The organism is Sphingobium sp. Leaf26, from assembly GCF_001421665.1.
GTDB lineage: Bacteria > Pseudomonadota > Alphaproteobacteria > Sphingomonadales > Sphingomonadaceae > Sphingobium.
Map to the genome: position 1 here is coordinate 118,055 of NZ_LMKV01000003.1, position 16,789 is coordinate 134,843.

Annotated in this window: 17 protein-coding genes; 9 read left to right on the plus strand and 8 right to left on the minus strand. The window is 63.9% G+C overall.

From position 1 onward, the window contains the following. Window positions 1–22 precede the first annotated feature (22 nt). Both ASE85_RS06000 and ASE85_RS06005 read left to right on the plus strand, forming a co-directional pair. On the plus strand, window positions 23–1,492 hold the full coding sequence (locus tag ASE85_RS06000; RefSeq protein WP_056685142.1) for an aldehyde dehydrogenase: 1,470 nt from the start codon (window positions 23–25) through the stop codon (window positions 1,490–1,492). A 2-nt stretch (window positions 1,493–1,494) separates the two neighbouring features. Further along, on the plus strand, window positions 1,495–1,905 hold the full coding sequence (locus ASE85_RS06005; protein ID WP_056685145.1) for a hypothetical protein: 411 nt from the start codon (window positions 1,495–1,497) through the stop codon (window positions 1,903–1,905). A 9-nt stretch (window positions 1,906–1,914) separates the two neighbouring features. Here the strand turns inward: ASE85_RS06005 and ASE85_RS06010 are convergent, their stop codons facing one another. From ASE85_RS06010 to ASE85_RS06025, 4 genes are read right to left on the minus strand one after another with little or no spacing between them, the layout of a single operon-like run. After that, window positions 1,915–2,826, minus strand: coding sequence for a CmcJ/NvfI family oxidoreductase (locus tag ASE85_RS06010; RefSeq protein ID WP_056685148.1), 912 nt, complete (start codon window positions 2,824–2,826; stop codon window positions 1,915–1,917). Beyond that, the gene (locus ASE85_RS06015) at window positions 2,826–4,262 is read right to left on the minus strand and encodes an aldehyde dehydrogenase family protein (protein ID WP_056685151.1); all 1,437 of its coding nucleotides are present in this window, start codon (window positions 4,260–4,262) and stop codon (window positions 2,826–2,828) included. Before ASE85_RS06015 ends, ASE85_RS06010 begins: the two co-directional genes overlap by 1 nt. Before the next feature lie 11 nt (window positions 4,263–4,273). Beyond that, window positions 4,274–5,095 carry a glutathione S-transferase family protein gene (locus ASE85_RS06020; protein WP_235523287.1) on the minus strand — a complete coding sequence of 274 codons (822 nt, stop codon included), beginning with the start codon at window positions 5,093–5,095 and terminating at the stop codon, window positions 4,274–4,276. Window positions 5,096–5,098: 3 nt separating this feature from the next. Beyond that, a complete protein-coding gene (locus tag ASE85_RS06025) occupies window positions 5,099–5,851 on the minus strand; it encodes a glutathione S-transferase family protein (RefSeq protein WP_056685155.1) in 753 nt (250 codons plus the stop codon). A gap of 215 nt (window positions 5,852–6,066) precedes the next feature. Here ASE85_RS06025 and ASE85_RS06030 point away from each other — a divergent pair, with 215 nt between their 5' ends. The 4 genes from ASE85_RS06030 to ASE85_RS06045 all read left to right on the plus strand — a co-directional run bounded on the left by ASE85_RS06030 (window position 6,067) and on the right by ASE85_RS06045 (window position 8,210). Beyond that, window positions 6,067–6,738 (plus strand): glutathione S-transferase family protein, encoded by a 672-nt coding sequence (locus tag ASE85_RS06030; RefSeq protein WP_235523289.1) that lies wholly within the window; start codon window positions 6,067–6,069, stop codon window positions 6,736–6,738. After that, window positions 6,735–7,157 carry an acyl-CoA thioesterase gene (locus ASE85_RS06035; protein WP_056685158.1) on the plus strand — a complete coding sequence of 141 codons (423 nt, stop codon included), beginning with the start codon at window positions 6,735–6,737 and terminating at the stop codon, window positions 7,155–7,157. Before ASE85_RS06030 ends, ASE85_RS06035 begins: the two co-directional genes overlap by 4 nt. A gap of 65 nt (window positions 7,158–7,222) precedes the next feature. Beyond that, the gene (locus ASE85_RS06040; protein WP_056685161.1) at window positions 7,223–7,894 is read left to right on the plus strand and encodes a DUF4197 domain-containing protein; all 672 of its coding nucleotides are present in this window, start codon (window positions 7,223–7,225) and stop codon (window positions 7,892–7,894) included. 52 nt (window positions 7,895–7,946) lie between these two features. Further along, window positions 7,947–8,210, plus strand: a complete 264-nt coding sequence (locus ASE85_RS06045) for a hypothetical protein (RefSeq protein WP_056685164.1) — start codon at window positions 7,947–7,949, stop codon at window positions 8,208–8,210. 34 nt (window positions 8,211–8,244) lie between these two features. Here ASE85_RS06045 and ASE85_RS06050 read toward each other — a convergent pair whose 3' ends face one another. Next, entirely contained in the window at window positions 8,245–9,081 is an 837-nt protein-coding gene (locus ASE85_RS06050) for a helix-turn-helix transcriptional regulator (RefSeq protein ID WP_056685167.1), read from the minus strand. A 137-nt stretch (window positions 9,082–9,218) separates the two neighbouring features. Between ASE85_RS06050 and ASE85_RS06055 the strand changes: the two genes are divergently transcribed. The 3 genes from ASE85_RS06055 to ASE85_RS06065 are packed head-to-tail and all read left to right on the plus strand — an operon-like array spanning window position 9,219 to window position 11,912. Further along, window positions 9,219–10,076 (plus strand): 3-keto-5-aminohexanoate cleavage protein, encoded by an 858-nt coding sequence (locus ASE85_RS06055; protein WP_268795118.1) that lies wholly within the window; start codon window positions 9,219–9,221, stop codon window positions 10,074–10,076. A 13-nt stretch (window positions 10,077–10,089) separates the two neighbouring features. Next, entirely contained in the window at window positions 10,090–11,022 is a 933-nt protein-coding gene (locus ASE85_RS06060; RefSeq protein ID WP_056685175.1) for an SDR family oxidoreductase, read from the plus strand. Further along, window positions 11,019–11,912, plus strand: a complete 894-nt coding sequence (locus ASE85_RS06065) for an SDR family NAD(P)-dependent oxidoreductase (protein WP_056685178.1) — start codon at window positions 11,019–11,021, stop codon at window positions 11,910–11,912. Before ASE85_RS06060 ends, ASE85_RS06065 begins: the two co-directional genes overlap by 4 nt. Window positions 11,913–12,176: 264 nt before the next feature. Here the strand turns inward: ASE85_RS06065 and ASE85_RS06070 are convergent, their stop codons facing one another. From ASE85_RS06070 to ASE85_RS06080, 3 genes are read right to left on the minus strand one after another with little or no spacing between them, the layout of a single operon-like run. Continuing rightward, complete coding sequence (locus ASE85_RS06070) at window positions 12,177–13,064, minus strand: amidohydrolase family protein (protein WP_082462680.1); 888 nt, start codon at window positions 13,062–13,064, stop codon at window positions 12,177–12,179. Then, window positions 13,054–15,189 carry a PQQ-dependent dehydrogenase, methanol/ethanol family gene (locus ASE85_RS06075; RefSeq protein ID WP_056685181.1) on the minus strand — a complete coding sequence of 712 codons (2,136 nt, stop codon included), beginning with the start codon at window positions 15,187–15,189 and terminating at the stop codon, window positions 13,054–13,056. Before ASE85_RS06075 ends, ASE85_RS06070 begins: the two co-directional genes overlap by 11 nt. A gap of 37 nt (window positions 15,190–15,226) precedes the next feature. Then, entirely contained in the window at window positions 15,227–16,789 is a 1,563-nt protein-coding gene (locus tag ASE85_RS06080; protein ID WP_056685183.1) for an AMP-binding protein, read from the minus strand.

Sequence of the window (16,789 nt, forward strand, 5' to 3'; positions counted from 1 at the left end):
GACGTGCAGAAGAGGATAGACCATGACTCCCGACGCCATCCGCATCGCCCATCCCGACAAGCTGTTCATCGGTGGCGCCTGGGTCACATCGACAGGGGAGGGCGTGATCGAGATCGTGTCGCCCAACAGCGAAGAGGTCATCGCGCGTGTCGCCGACGGGACGGAAGGGGATATGGACCGCGCCGTTGCCGCCGCACGCAAGGCATTCGATGAAGGGCCTTGGTCGACCATGGCCCCGGCCGAGCGCGGGGTGATCGTCCGACGCATGGGGGCGGAACTGGAAAAGCGCGCGCCCGAACTGGCGGCGGCCTGGACCGCGCAGGTCGGCGGGCTGGCGAACTTCGCGCCGGTCATGACCGGTGGCGCGACAGCAACGCTGATGGCGATTGCCGGCTATGCCGATACCTATCCCTTCGTGGAGCGACGGCCTTCGCACATGGTCAACACCGCGATCGTGGTGCAGGAGCCGGCCGGCGTGGTCGCGGCGATCGCGCCGTGGAATGCGCCCTATGGCATCATGTCGGCCAAGGTCGCCTACGCGCTCGTCGCGGGCTGCACCGTCATCATGAAGCCCTCGCCCGAAACCCCGCTGGAAGCCTATATCATGGCCGAAGCGGCGGAGGCGGCGGGTGTGCCTGCGGGTGTCGTCAATCTTGTCGCGGCCGGGCGCGACGCATCCGATCATCTCGTCCGCAATCCCGGCATCGACAAGGTGACGTTCACCGGGTCAACGCTGGCGGGCAAGCGGATCGGGGAGGTCTGCGCGGGTCGCGTGGCGCGCTGCACGCTGGAACTGGGCGGCAAATCGGCGGCGATCGTGCGCGACGACTTCCCGATCGAGGTGGCCGCCGCGATCCTGGGCAATACCATCACCATCATGAGCGGACAGGTCTGCGCGATGCTGAGCCGCGCAATCGTGCCCAAGCATCGGCATGACGAATTGGCCGACGCCATCGCCAAGGTCATGCAGGGCATCCGTATCGGCCATAGCGACGCGGCCGACACCCAGCTTGGCCCGGTAGCCATGAAGCGCCAACTTGATCGGGTGGAGGACTATATCGCGCTAGGCCGGACAAGCGCTGACCTCGTCACGGGCGGCAATCGGCCTGCGCATATGAACAAGGGCTATTTCATCGAGCCGACCCTGTTCGCCAATGTCGATAATAGCAGCCGCATCGCGCAGGAGGAGATTTTCGGTCCGGTCCTGTGCCTGATCCCGGCGGAGGATGAGGAGGACGCGATCCGCATCGCCAATGATAGCGCCTTCGGCCTCAACGGGTCGGTGCTGACCAACGATGCCGATGCCGCCTATCGCATCGGACGGCGCATCCGTGCGGGCGGTTTCGGGCAGAATGGCATGAAGCTGGAATTCGGCCTGCCCTTTGGCGGCTTCAAGCAATCGGGGATCGGACGCGAGGGCGGGGTCGAGGGGCTGCATTCCTATCTGGAAACCAAGACGATCCTGCTCGACGCGGCGCCTGCGGGCTTCTGATCATGATCGGGTTGAACGCGCAGTTGCGTGGCACCGGTGCGGCGTTCACCGCTGCCCGGATCATGTTCGGGGGCTGGTTCCTCTTCTCGGGGGTGGAATATTTCACCCCCTTCGATCTCCAGCCGCTCGGCAATACGCCGCTGGCACAGGAATTCACGCTGACACTGATCCATTCGGGCCTGTTCGCCTGGATCAAGGTGATGGAGGTGGTCGCCGCGCTGCTGATCCTGGCAAACCGGGCGGTGTTGCCGGCCGCGCTTGCCTGCGTGCCGCTCAACATCGTAATCGGCTACTGGAATTTCGTGCTCGATCCGGGCGTGGTCGAATATGCGTTCGGGGTGGTGACGCTGCTGCTCAATGCGATATTGCTGTGGCCGTGGCGGCAGGAATTGATGGGACTGCTGCGCTGGTAGGGTCGTAATTCATTCGAAGAATGCCACCGCCCGCACTTCGATACTCGACCGGGTCTTCGTGCCCGGCAGGCTGCTGTCGTGGAAAGCGGTGTGCGGGCAGCGCCATGTGACGCTGTGGTCGCTGTCCTGGAATTTGAACAGCAGCACATCGTCCGTCGTCATGTTCGAGAAATACCACCAGCGATGGCGATCTCGATGGCGGAAGATGGAGGCGGCGATCATCTGGTCCTCGCCTTCTACTGGGGCAGTCAGCGCCGCGCCGACCGGCAGTTCGTCCACCACGAACAGGGTGTTCGACGTCGCCTCTTCATCGGACACGGTGCGGCCGTCGCATACCGCAAGCGGCCAATCCTGCGGGCCGGGGGAGAAGGTGCGCCAGAAACTCACGCAGACAGACCGTCTATAGCCTGGCCCATCGGGGAAGGCGGCGGCATAAGCCCTTTCGGCGGCACGCCGACCGGTAATCTCATTATAATCGACATGCGCTTCGCCCGCAGGCGGCTGGATGCCACCCTCATGGCGATAATTCTCGACCTTCTCCTGCGCGCGGGCAGTCAGGTCGGCGGATGTGCGGATCATCCAGCCACCGGCCGATACGCAGGACGCACCGGTCAGCGCCTGTATCGCCTCCTCACATTCGCGCAGATAAAGGCGATCGACCTCCGCCTTGTCGAAGAAATCGTGGATCGCGCTGCGATGCCTGCCGAGCATGAAGCCATGGGTGTCGAAGTGGAAATGATCGCGGATCGGCATGCCGTCGCGCACGCCCATGCGATGGTCGCCATAGCGGCCGGTGTTGATCTCCACGCCGCGCGACACATAGCGCCGCGTGACGAAGTCGCCCTCGTCCAGATAGCGGATCAGCGCGGGCGCCTGCCGTGCGCTGTCCTCTATGTCGGCTGTGACCGGCAGGCTGGCCATCAGTCCACCTCTTCGGGCAAGGCGCCGATCACCGATTTGACCTCCAGAAACTCCTCCAGCCCGAACTTGCCGAATTCGCGGCCATTGCCCGATTGCTTGTAGCCGCCGAACGGCATGTCCATGGCCAGCCCGCCGGCATTGACGAACACCGCGCCCGCGCGGATGTGGCTGACGAATTTGCGCGCATGGGTGGGGTCACCCGCGATATAGGCGCCCAGGCCATAGGGTGTGTCGTTGGCGATGCGGATCGCGTCTTCATCATCGTCATAGGGCATGAGGACCAGGACGGGGCCGAAAATCTCCTCCTTTGCGATGGTCATGTCTGGCGTGACGTCGGCGAACACAGTGGGGCGGACATAGCTGCCCGTGTCCATGCCATCGGGACGGCCGGTGCCGCCGGTGACGAGGGTCGCGCCCTCGTCGATGCCGGTCTGGATCAACCCCTGAATCCGGTCCCACTGGCGCTGGCTGACGACCGGGCCGATATGGTCGCCTTCGCTCAGCGGATCGCCGACCTTCTTGGCGGCGAACATCGCGCCGACCTTTTCCGCCGCTTCGTCATGCTGCGATTTGTGCACCAGCATCCGGGTGGGCGCGACGCAGCTCTGGCCGCTGTTAAGCAGCACGCCGCCCACTCCGCCGGGCAGCGCCTTGTCGAGCGGTGTCCCCTCCAATATGATGTTGGGCGACTTGCCGCCCAGTTCCTGTGCGACCCGCTTGACCGTATCGGCGGCATTCTTGGCCACCATGATGCCCGCGCGGGTGGAGCCGGTGAAGCTCACCATGTCGATATCGGGATGTTTGGCGAGCGCGGTGCCGACGCCTTCGCCATCGCCCTGCACCAGATTGAAGACGCCAGACGGCACGCCTGCGGCATCGAGTATTTCAGCGAAGATCGCGGCGCAGCTTGGCGCTTCCTCGGACGGTTTCAGGATCATGGTGCAGCCGGCCGCCAGCGCCGGGCCGACCTTGGCGACGATCTGGTTCATCGGCCAGTTCCATGGCGTGATCAGCGCCACCACGCCGATCGGCTCACGCACGACGCGGTTGTTGCCGATCTTCTCGGAAAATTCATAGTCCTTGAGCGCCGCCAGCGCTTGCCCCAGATGACCGAGGCCTGATCCCGCCTGCGCGGTCTGCGCCATGGAAATGGGGCATCCCATTTCGGTGGCGATGGCGTGGGCGATGTCGGGCACGCGCTTCTGATATTCGCCGACGATCCGTTCGAGCAGCGCGATGCGCTCTTCGCGGCTGGTCAGCGAGAATGTCTCGAACGCGCGGCGTGCGGCGACCACGGCCGCATCGACATCGGCGGCCGTGCCCAGGATCAGGTCGGCGGCGCTCTGGTCGGTCGCGGGATTGATGACGGCGACGGTCCGGCCGCCCTGGCTGTCGACCCACTGGCCGTCGATATAATGCTGGATCGTGTTGGGCATGATGAATGTCCTTATGCGGGAAGAAGGCCGAGTTCGGCGTCGGTGGCGGGCGTGCCCCATTTGTCGCGCGGCGGCAGGGGGCGGCTGTCCCAGGGCGGGTCGAGGGCGAAGCTGGAGACGGTGCGGCCTTCGGGCAGGCGTCCGTTGCCGCCGCCCTGGGCATAATCATAATAAAGCGTCATCAGTTCCTGATAGCCATGATGACGCTGCGCCACGGGATGTGACAGACAGGCCTCGCGCCAGCGCAGCAGCCGGGTCAGATGCTGCGGAATCTGATAGGCTTCATAATAATCAAGGAACCACAGCCGCTTGAACATCGGCGTGAAGGCGACCTCGGCCCAGCCGAAGCGGTCGAACAGAAAATCGCCGTCCGGGGCGTAATGGCGCAGAAATTCGTCCAGCCGCGCATATTGGGCATCGACCTCCGCCTTGTGCTCGTCGCGCTTGGCGGGATCGCGGTTCAGGATCATGCGGTATCCTGCACCGGTGAACTGGCCATCGGTCGCGCACAGCATTGCTTCGATCGCATGTTCATAGGGGTCTTGCCGCGCCACTGGCGGATCGGGAAAGCGATCCTCGAAATAGCGCATGATGACCATGCTTTCCTTCAGCGTCTCGCCATTTTCCAGTTCCAGCGCGGGAAGCGCGGTGGTGCCGCGCGTCTTGGCGAGCAGCCAGTCGGGCCGGGGCTGCGAAATGTCGATCTCATGGTCGGCCATGATGCCGTGCAGCCCCTTCAGGTCGAGCAGCAATTCGATCCGCTCGGAAAAGGGGCAGCCGGGGATATGATACATGCGCAACTGCCCGGCCGCCGGTTCGTCCTGCCAACCCATGGATCAGGCCGCCGTCGCGGTGGGGCGGGCCGGCATTTCGCTCTTCGATCTGGCGAACATGGCCTGTGTGGCGGGGCGGGCGTTGATCCGGTCGATCCAGGCGACCAGATGCGGGGTCGCGTCCTTGTTGACGATGTCGGCGTAACCAAACTGCATCCCGTTCGCGATCGCGAAGTTGCAGATATCGGCCAGCGTAAAATCTTCCCCCGCCAGCCAGGGGCTTTGCGACAGCCGCTGTTCCAGCCGGTCGATCGACACGCGGATCTTGCGCATCTCCTCGTCCAGCACCGCCTGCGGGAAGCCCGCGCGGGCGCTGCGCCATTTGGCCTGTTGCTCCGGGATCGGGATGTGTTTCAGCTTCTCCTCGAACTCGGCATCCGACAATTTGCGCGCCATCGGGCCGATCATCCGTTCCCAGCCGATGGTCGACACGCACCAGCAGAAATATTCGTCCACCCATTTGGTCCACACGCGCATTTCGGCGATCTGTACCGGATCGGTAGGGCGCAGACGTGGCGCGTCGGGGAAGGCATCTTCCAGATATTCGCAGATCACCGTCGATTCGGTGATGATATGCCCGTCATGGTCGAGTGCGGGCACCTGGCCGCGCGGATTGATCGCCTTGAACCAGTCCTCATGATGTTCGAACCGGGTCGGGTCAACGAAGCGGGGGACGAATTCCAGCCCTTTTTCATACAGGGCCAGCAGGGGCTTCATGGAGTTGGCGGCCGGACCGAAGCTGTAGAGCGTCAACATGCGCTATCCTCACCTTATGTTTGTGGCGTCTGGTGCGCCTTCGGGCATGAAACTGGCCGCCGATCGGGCGGGCCGCAAGTCGTCTGCCGATACTATCAGCACGACTACCCGGCAGCGCGCCCGCTCAACCTGTCAGTCGCAATAATAGCGCCGCCACTCGTCTTGCGGTGGGGCCAAGGCTTTGCTTTGGATAACGACAAGAAAAGCCGGAGAGAATGATGCTGGAACTGCTGACGTCGGAAACGCCCAATGGCTGGAAGGTGTCGATCCTGCTGGAGGAACTGGGCGTGCCCTATAAGGTGACGCCGATTTCGCTCACCGACCGCGTCCAGAAGCAGGACTGGTATGTCGCACTGAACCCCAATGGCCGCATCCCGACACTGGTGGATCATGAGGCGGGGGATTTCGCTATCTTCGAATCCGGTGCGATCCTGCTGTATCTGGCGGAAAAATTCGGGCGGTTCATGCCAGCGGATGCACAGGATCGCAGCCGCGTCATCCAGTGGGTGATGTGGCAGATGTCCGGGCTTGGCCCGATGATGGGGCAGGCGACCGTCTTCAACCGCTATTTCGACGAAAAATTGCCGTCGGTGATCGACCGTTACGTGCGCGAGAGCCAGCGCCTGTTCGGCGTCATGGATGCACGACTGGCGACCCGCGACTATCTGGTGGGCGACTATTCGATCGCCGACATCGCCTGCTTCCCCTGGGTGCGCGGCCATGACTGGGCCGGCGTCGACATGGGTGGCTTCCCTAACCTTCAGCGCTGGTTCGAAAGGATTTCAGCGCGGCCCGCGGTGCAGCGCGGGCTTCTCATCCCCACCCCGCCGACCGATGAGGAAATGGCGGAGAAGACCACGAAGCAAGGAAAGACCATAATCGCGTGAGCGCCTTTCTTCAGCGGATCGTCCGCATCGAATGGGGGCATTGCGACCCCGCCGGCATCGTCCATGCCCCGCGCTATTTCGACATTTTCGGCGAAAGCACGATGCTGTTGTTCGAACAGGCCGGCCTGCCCAAGAAGCGGGAGATGCTGGCGACCATGCCCTTCGCCGGCTTCCCGATGGTCGATGTGTCGGCGCGCTTCTTCGTGCCCACCGCCTATGGCGACGATGCGCTGGTGGAGGCGGACGCGCCGGTCTTCGGCAACAGCAGCTTCACCGTCGCGCACCGCCTGTCGCTGGACGGGCGGCTGTGCGTGGAATGTACCGAAAAGCGGGTGTGGACTGTGTCCGACGCGAGCCGGCCGGGCGGACTGCGGGCAGAGCGCGTACCGGATTCGGTGCGGACGCTGTTTGCAGCCTGATTCATGTTCAGCGCCGGGCAAGCCTGACAAGGCCATAGCATCCACCACGAAGAGGGAGATGCGTCATGGAGCAATCAATCGGCCATTCCGACAGGCGCAGCCTGATCGCGACACTGGCGCTGTTGCCGCTGGCCGCCTGTGCCACGCCGATGGGTCGCTATACGGTCGAGGATGCGGTGCGGCGACTGCTCCAACTGTCTAGCGAGCGGGCCTTTGCCCGGCTGACCGAACCGGGCGGATTTTATGACGACCAACTGACCCGCATTACGCCGCCCGACCTTGGCGGTGGTAAGGGCGGGGCTGTGCTCTCCGCGCTGCTGCGCACCAATGCGGTGCGCAATCAGGTGGCGCGGTCACTTAACGATGTGGCGGTGGATCTGGCCGATAACGCGACGCCGATCGTGATGGACGCAGTACAGCGCATGACGCTGGCTGACGCCGTGTCGGTGCTGCGCGGCGGGCCGACGGCGGCGACTGACCTGCTGGCCGGGGAAGCGCGCGGATCGGTTGTCGAGGCGCTGTTGCCCGGCGCGTCGCGGGCGTTGCGGTCCGATATGTTCGAAATGCTGTCGGTCGCCCTGTCCGCCAGTGGCGGCAAGGATTATGCTGCGATCGCTGACAATGTCTCCGGCCAGATCGGCGATGCCATCTTCCGCGCGATCGGCCGGGAGGAAGCGGAGATTCGCCGCGATCCGGGCGCGACCCGCGATCCCATCCTGATGGCGCTGCTGCGATAGTTTCCGATTCTTAGACCTTGATTTCATCGCCGGGGCGTGGTGTCCCCACGCCATGGAACAGAAATATCCCGGCGTCGCCGGCATCCCCTGGGATCAGCCCGCGACCATGATCGACCTGGACGGCAAGCCGCCGCTGATCGGCACGATCCGCGACTGCGCCGTCCATTTTGGCCTCTACAAGGACCATGCCAAGGCGCAGGCGCGCGTCCTGCTGACGCAGCCGGTCCATCGCGAGGGGCGCAAGACACGCACCTGGTTGCTGGACCCGGAAGAGATCGAAGCGCTGGCCGAGCGGCTGAAGCGCGAAACGAACTGATACCGGCCGGCCCGTTCCCGGCACGCACCGGCGCTCAGGCGAGCGCCGGCGACTCCGTTTCCGCCACCAGTCTGGCGAGGCGCGCGGCGCTGACATCGTCCAGCGGCGCGAAGAGCAGCAAGCGCTGGCCCGGCGCTTCCTCGATCGCATAGCTGGTGTGGCGGAACATGATTTCGCCCACGCCCGGCATATCGGCGATGTTCGTGTCCTCGAAATGGGCCATGATTTCCGATTCCTGCCAATAACGTCGGAAAAATTCGGACTGCTCCATCATGTCGGCGATGATCCCTTCGAACACGTCGGGCTGGGCGGTGCGGCTATAGTCCCATTTGAAGCGGGCGATCAGCCGCCGGCACATATCCTGAAACTTGTCCGGGTCGGCCCGATAGCGCGGGTTCAGCATCAGGATGCGGAACAGGTTGCGCTCTTCGCGCGGCATGGCGCTGTAATCGCGAAAGGCGCGGCCGACGAGGCGGTTCCAGCCGATCACGGTCCAGTCCTCCACGATGACCAGCGCAGGAATCGTCAGTGCGTCCATCAGATGCTGCGTACCGACATGGATCGTCTCGTCCGGGCGGCGCGCCAGTGGCGGCGGGCGATGCTGGGCCAGGGCGAAGAGAAATTCGCGCTCATTGGGATTGAGGCGCAGGGTGCGGCTCAGTCGTTCCAGCATCGGCGCGGATAGCTGCACCTCGCGCCCCTGTTCGAACCAGGTGTACCAGGTGACGCTCATCCCCGCGAGCGTCGCCACTTCCTCGCGCCGTAACCCGCGTGTGCGGCGACGTTCGCCCGGCGGCAGCCCGACTTCCGACGGCGCCAGCTTGGCGCGGGCGGCTTTCAGGAACCGCGACAATTCTTCCCTCTGTGCCATGCCTTATCCAGTTACTCGCAATAATGGGACATCCACCGGCCTTCTTGCGGGCCTTCTCCTCTGCAAGACCCTGCGGTCTGCGATCGGCAACATAGCCGAGACTAGACAGGAGAGCGATATTGGCTGGCAAGCTATTTGTGACATGCGCGGTGACGGGAAGTTCGCCAATGCCGTCACATCCCAATTTTCCCTTCCGCCCGGACCATGTCGCGGCTGAAGCCCTGGCAGCGGCGGAGGCCGGCGCGGCGATCATCCATCTGCATGTACGTGACCGCGAGACGGGCGATCCGTCGCAGGCTTTGGAGGACTATCGTGAGGTCGTTGGCCTGATCCGTGCCAAGAATAATGAGGTGATCCTGAACGTCACCACCGGGCCGGGCTGCACCTGGATGCAGGGGGACGAAGACCCGGCGGTCTGCGGTCCCGGCACATTGATGTTCACCGCCGAGCGGCGGCTGGAGCATATCCTCGATCTCAAGCCCGACATGTGCACGCTCGATATCTGCACCATGCAGTTGTGGGGCGGGGTGGCGATCAACCTCGATCCCATGATTACCAAGATGGGGCATATGATCCAGGATGCCGGCGTGCTGCCGGAGATCGAATGTTTCGAGGCGGGCGATTTCGTTTTCGCCGACGACCTGATGGCCAAGGGCGCGATTCCCAAGAATGTGCCCTTCACCTTCGTCCTGGGCACCAAATATGGCCTGCCCGCCACGCCCGAAGCGATGCTCTATGCGAAGAATCAGATTCCGCGCGGTGCGCAGTTCACCGGCTTTGGCGTCAGCCGTCATAGCTTCCCCATGGCGGCGCAGTCGGCGCTGCTGGGCGGGAACATTCGCGTGGGTTTTGAGGATACCATCTATCTGCGGCGCGGCAGGCAAGCGACGGACAATGCCGACCTGGTGCGCTGGGGCGTGGAACTGGTCGAGCGGATCGGCGGCGATATCGCGAGCGCCGGAGAGGCACGGGCCATGCTTGGCCTGAAACAATAAGGGAGAGGATCAGATGACGACAGCAACCAGCCCGATGGGCGATGTGCATGGCAGGACCGCCTTCATCACTGGCGGCGCGAACGGCATAGGGCTGGGCATAGCCCGCGCGCTGGTGCGGGCGGGCGCCAATGTGGTGATCGCCGACATTCGCGAGGACTCTCTGGCGCAGGCGAAGGCCGACCTTGGTTCGGACGCGCAGGTGCAGACGGTGCAACTGGACGTCACCGACCGCGCGGCTTTTGCCCGCGCCGCAGACGCGGCGGAGGCGCGCTTCGGCAAGATCCATATGTTGATCGGCAACGCCGGCATCGGCGTGATGGGACCAGTGCTGGATGCCCGCTTCGATGACTGGGATTGGGGCATGGGCGTCAATCTGGGCGGGGTCATCAACGGCCTCGTCACGATCCTGCCGCGCATCAAGGCGCATGGCGAGGGCGGGCAGATCGTCACCACCTCCTCTCAATCGGCGCTGATCCCGATCAGCTATTCGGCCATCTATACGGCGGCCAAGGCGGCTGTGCTGGGCATATCCGAAGCGATCCGGGGTGAGCTGGCGGCCGAAAATATCGGTGTATCGGCTTTCATGCCGGGTCCGGTGCAGAGCCATATCGCCCATAGCGGCGAATTGCGGCCAGCCGAGTATCGCGAGGATAGCGGCTATCGCCAGCGTGAAGAGGAACTGGAACAGCGGCCCGTCTCCCCGCTCTGGATGAGCGCGGACGAGGTGGGCGAGCGGGTGCTGGCCGGTATCCGCAACAACGACCTCTACATCCTGACCCATCCCGAATTCGGCGCCGGCATGAAGACCCGGTTCGACGCGATCCTGGCGTCGGTGCCCGATGAGGCGATCAATCAGGATCGGGCGAAGGAGATCGGCTTCCTGCTGTCCAATCCGGTGTTCGATGACCAGTTGGCGCGCCGCAAGGCGAAGGAACTGGCGGCATGACGCAGGTCGCGGGACGCACGGCCTTCATCACCGGCGGCGGATCGGGCGTGGCGCTGGGGCAGGCGAAGGTCTTCGCCCAGGCCGGGTGCAAGGTCGCGATCGCCGACATAAGGCAGGACCATCTGGACGAGGCGATGGCCTGGTTCGACGGGCGCGGCCATGATGTGATGGCGGTGAAGCTGGATATCACCGACCGCGCCGCCTATGCCCGCGCCGCTGACGAAGTGGAGGCGAAGCTGGGGCCGGTGGAACTGTTGTTCAACACGGCGGGCGTGTCGATCTTCGGCCCGCTCCAGAACGCCACCTATGACGATTGGGACTGGCAACTGGACGTCAATCTGCGCGGCGTCATCAATGGCATCCAAACCTTCGTGCCGCGCATGATCGAGCGGGGCAATGGCGGCCATATCGTCAATACCGCGTCCATGTCTGCCTTTGTGGCGCTCAAGGGGACGGGCATCTATTGCACATCGAAGATGGCGATCCGGGGCCTGAGCGAATGTCTGGCGCTGGATCTGGCAGATCATGGCATCGGCGTGTCGATGCTCTGCCCCGGCGCGGTGAATAGCAACATCCATGAAGCGGTGCTGACCCGCCCGGCGCATCTCCAGAAGACCGGCTATTATGGCGCGGACCCCGATGTCATGGCGCATCTGAAGCAGGTGATTGCGGTTGGCATGGAGCCGGAAGTGCTGGCGCACTATGTGCTGAAGGGCGTGGAAGCGGACCAGCTTTACATCCTGCCTTATCCCGAATTTCGCGGGACGCTGGAGGAAATCCACGCGCGCGTCATGGCGGCGGTGGCGCGGCCGGAGGATGATCCCGACTATGCAAAGCGCGTGGCCCATGGCGTGCCGGGGGGCGAGAAGCGGGAAAAGGTCGAGGGTTAGATATGCCTCTGGCCGGGACGGATAAAGGGGTCTGCCCGGCCAGCTTTTTGAAAGCGATTATCCTACAGGAACGGCCTTAACTTCGCACATTTCCCGTAGGTTTTGAAATTTAAGAACAAAAGTTGGACATTATCCAATAAACTGCCGTCATTGCGAGCGCAGCTTCGCTACGTTCGCAATGACGGACTTCATGACAGATAATCGGGCGGTAGGACAGCTACACCTATCCTTCCCCGGCCTTCGCCGGCGAGCAAGGTAAGGAGATCAGCCCAACCCCAGCAGCTTGACCGCATTATCCTTCATGATGAGCGGCAGCACCTCTTCGCGGAAGCCTGCCTCGCGGGCGGCGTCGATCCATTTTTCCGGGCGTATAAGCGGCCAGTCGGAGCCGAACAGCATCTTATGCTTGAGCTGCGTGTTGGCGTACTGGATCACCTGTTTCGGGAAATATTTGGGCGACCAGCCGGACAGGTCCATGAAGACATTATCCTTGTGCAGCGCCATCGACAGGCTTTCGTCGGTCCAGGGCCAGCTTGGATGGGCCAGAATGATCTTCATGTCGGGAAAATCGACCGCGACGTCATCGACCAGGATCGGCTGCCCATATTTCAGGCGCACCCCGCCGCCGCCGCGCATCCCCGTCCCCATGCCGGAATGGCCGGTGTGGAAGATGGCGGGCAGCTTATATTCGGCGATCACTTCATAGATCGGATAGGCGACCCGGTCGGCCGGGTGGCAATCCTGCATGATGCCGTGGAATTTGAAGCCCTTGACCCCGTAATTTTCCACCAGGTCGCGGGCTTCGCGCGCGCCATACTTGCCCTTGCGCGGGTCGATGGAGGCGAAGGGGATCACGATGTCGCTGTCGTTGGCGGCCAGTTCCGCGACTTCATAATTGCTGATCCGCTTGGCCCCGATGCCGCTTTCGCAATCGACGGTGAACAGGCAGAAGGCGATATTCTGGGCGCGGTAATAAGCGATGGTTTCGGGGATGGTGGGCCGCTTGCGATCCGCCTTGAAATAGGCCGAGGCGGCATCGAAATATTTGGCCATCACCGGGTCTTCGGGATCGTGGCACGACACTTCGGCATGGACATGCACGTCGATGGCGATGACTTTGGTCGGATCAATTGGGGTCGGATCAACGGGCATTTGGCTTGCTTTCCAGTGTCTTGTCCTCATTGGCGCGGTGGATGACATAGGCGCGGATGTCTTCGATCTCTTGCGCGGAGAAGATCGACGCGAAGCTGACCATGCCATTATCCTTCAATGCGCCGTCATGCACGATCATCTGCCAGGTCGCCTTGTCGTTCAAGGGGGCGCTGCGGCGCAGGTCGGGGACGATGCTGCCGCCGATCGCCGCGTCGCCATGGCAGGTGCTGCAATAGCGGCCGAAGCGCGCCGCGCCCGCCGCGATCTGCGCCGCGCTGGCGGTGGAGGGCGGCGGGTCGAGCGGCATGGCGGTCAGCGGCGGCGCGGGGGGGAGCGCGGCCTTGCCGTCGAGCTTGAACACCAATAGCCGGCTGATATTACGGCTCGGCCCGCTCTTGTCGGACAGGACGCCGGGGGCCAGCGCCCAGACGCCGCCCCAGCCCGCCATCACCGCGACATATTGCTGCCCGTCCAGTTCATAGCTGATGGGCGCCGCGACGATGCCGGTCTGCGCCGGGAAGGACCAGAGTTTGCGGCCGTCCTTGGTCGCATAAGCGTTGAAGTCGCCGGTCGCCGTCCCCTGAAACACCAGGTCGCCGCCGGTCGCCAGCAGCCCGCCATTCCACGGCCCCTTGTAGGAGACGCGCCATTTTTCCTTCTGCGCGACCGGGTCCCAGGCGATGAGCGCACCAGTGGTCGCCTTCATCGCAGCGTCGCGCACCGCCTTGTCGGCGGGCATGGCGGCGGCGGCGATATCCACGCCGACATTGAAGCCCAGCCTGTTCGCCTTCCACCCCTTTTCCGGGATGTAGGGGAAAGCGGCAAGGTTGGCGGGAATGAACACGGTCTGGCTCTTGGGATCGAAGGCCATGGGATGCCAGCTATGCGCGCCGGTCGCGCCGGGCGAGCCGATGAAGGGCTTGCCGGTCTTGTAGTACCGCGCCTCAGGATTTTCGATCGGACGGCCGGTCGCCATGTCGATGCCGCTGGCCCAGTTGACCGGCACGAAATTCTTTGCCGACAGCAGCTTTCCATTGGTGCGATCCAGCACGTAGAAAAAGCCGTTCTTGGGCGCCTGCATCAACACTTTGCGCTTCTGGCCGCCAATCTCCATGTCGGCGAGCATGATGTGCTGAGTGGCGGTGAAGTCCCAGCTATCGCCGGGCGTGGTCTGGTAATGCCAGGCATATTCGCCAGTCCTGGCATGGACCGCGACGATCGAGGACAGATAGAGATTGTCGCCCTTGCCATCCGACCGATAGGCCTGGTTCCATGGCGATCCATTGCCGACGCCGATATAGAGCAGGTCGAGGTCCGGGTCATAGGCCATGGCGTCCCACACGGTGCCGCCGCCGCCCTGTTTCCACCATTGCCCATACCAGGTGGCGGCCGCTTTCTTGAGGTAGTCCGGCTCCTTTTCCGTGCCGGGCTGGGCCGGGACGGTATAGAATTTCCACTTTTCCGCGCCGGTGTCGGCATCATAAGCCGCGACATAGCCGCGCGCGCCGAACTCCGCCCCGCCATTGCCGATCACGACCATGCCGTTCACCACGCGCGGCGCGCCGGTGATGGTGTAATTTTTGGTCTGGTCGAGCGTGACCTTGCTCCAGACCGGCCTGCCGCTCTTGCGGTCGATCGCGATCAGGCGGCCGTCGAGCGTGCCGACGAACAATTTGTCGCCCCATGCCGCGACACCACGATTGACCGCGTCGCAACAGGCCTTGACCAGGGTGTCGCGCGGGACTTCCGGGTCGTAGGACCAGAGCAGCTTGCCGCTGCGCGCGTCATAGGCCTTCACCATGCTCCAGGCGGTGGAGGTGTAGAGCACGCCATCGATGAACAACGGCGTCGCTTCCTGCCCGCGATTGGTGTCCATGTCCGCGGACCAGGCGAGGCCGAGCTTGCCGACCGTGTCCTGATTGATCGCGGACAGCGGGCTGAACCGCTGCTCGTCATAGGTGCGGCCGGTGGAGAGCCATTCGGCAGGCTTGGCGGCGATGATGCGGGCGGCATCGACGCCGCCAGTCGAGGCCGGGGCGGCCGCTTCCTGGCTCGTGCCTTTGCCGCAGGCCGACAGGGCCAGACTCGTTCCCAACAGCAGCGCAATCGCGACCCGCATTTTCATCCTCTCCTTATGCGGTGCAGGTTTCTGCATCCGGCACCTAATTGACCATCCGCGCGCCGGACCAATAGGCGGCGCGCAGGGCTTTCTTGTCCATCTTTCCGGCGGCGGTCCGGGGGATGGCGGGGACGAAGGCGACGCTCTTGGGCGCCTTCACGCCGCCCAGCCGGGCCTTGGCATGGGATATGATCTCAGTCTCACCGATATTGTCGGCGACGACAATGGCATGGACGGCCTCGCCCCATTTTTCATGGGGGATGCCGATGACCGCACATTCGCGCACCGCTGCCAGTTCGGTGACGGCCGCCTCCACCTCGGCGGAGAAGACGTTGAAGCCGCCGGACACGACCATGTCCTTCTTGCGATCGACGATGTACAGATAGCCGTCCTTGTCGCGCCGGGCGATGTCGCCGGTGTGATGCCAGCCATGGGTGCGCACTTCGGCCGTGGCATCGGGCATGGCATAATATTCGCGCGAGACGAGCACGCCGCGCACCACCAGTTCGCCGGCCTCGCCATCGGGCAGCAGCGCGCCGTCTTCGCCCATGATGGCGACGCGCACGGAGCGGCTGGGCCGACCGCAACTGGCGAGCCGTTCGGGCCGGTCGCCCGATGCCGCCGCCGCGACATCCTCCGGCGAGAGCCAGGTGACGATCATCGGTGATTCCACCTGACCATAGGTCTGGCACAGACAGGGGCCGAATATCTCCACCGCCTGCCGCAGCTTTTCCGGCGAGACGGGCGATCCGACGAGCAGGAAGATTTTGAGGGAAGATGTGTCGCTGCGCGCCAGTTCCGGCGCGTCGAGCAGGCTGTAGAGCGCGGTCGGCGGCATATAGACATGGGTGACGCGATGCCGCGCGATCGTGTCCAGCACGGCGGGGGCGTCGAAGCCGGGCAGGATCACTTGGCTAGCGCCCAGCGACAGCGTGGCCAGCGCCACCGGCCCAGCCGCATGGGTGATCGGTGCGACAACGAGTGAGACAGGTGTTTCGGTTCTTCCGTCGACCGCCTGCGCCAGCGTTTCGATCATCGTGCCCCAGCCCAGATTGGTGACGACCACGCCCCTGGACGGTCCGGTGGTGCCGCCGGTGGGGAAGAGGCCGACGACATCGTCCGGCTTGCCGAAGGGATCGGAGAAGTCCGGCAAGCTGTCCAACTCGCTGTCGCAGATGAACTGATCGAGCGAGGGATCGCCGTCATGGGGCCGGTCGAGGCAGACGAAATGGGTGAGGCCGGGGACGCGGGCCTTGAGCGCCGCCACATCGTCCGCCTGGCTGCTGTGGTAGAAGAGCCAGCCGCAACGCACATAGTCGAGATAGGCGGCGTTGGCGTCGATGGCGTTGCGGGTGTTGACCGGCACCCACTGGCCATTGGCGCGCCAGATGGCGAGCAGGGCGACCATTATCGTCGCGCTGTTGGGACCATAAAGCGCGATCGGCTGCTGGTTGCGGAAGCCCGCCGCGTGGAGTGCGGCGGCGATCCGGATGGTTTGCGTCCTGACCGCCGCGAAGCTCAGCGTTTCGCCGCTCTCCACATCGATCAGGCAGGGGCTTTCGGGGTCGATATCATGGCCCCGGTCGAAATAGTCGATCGCGCGCAT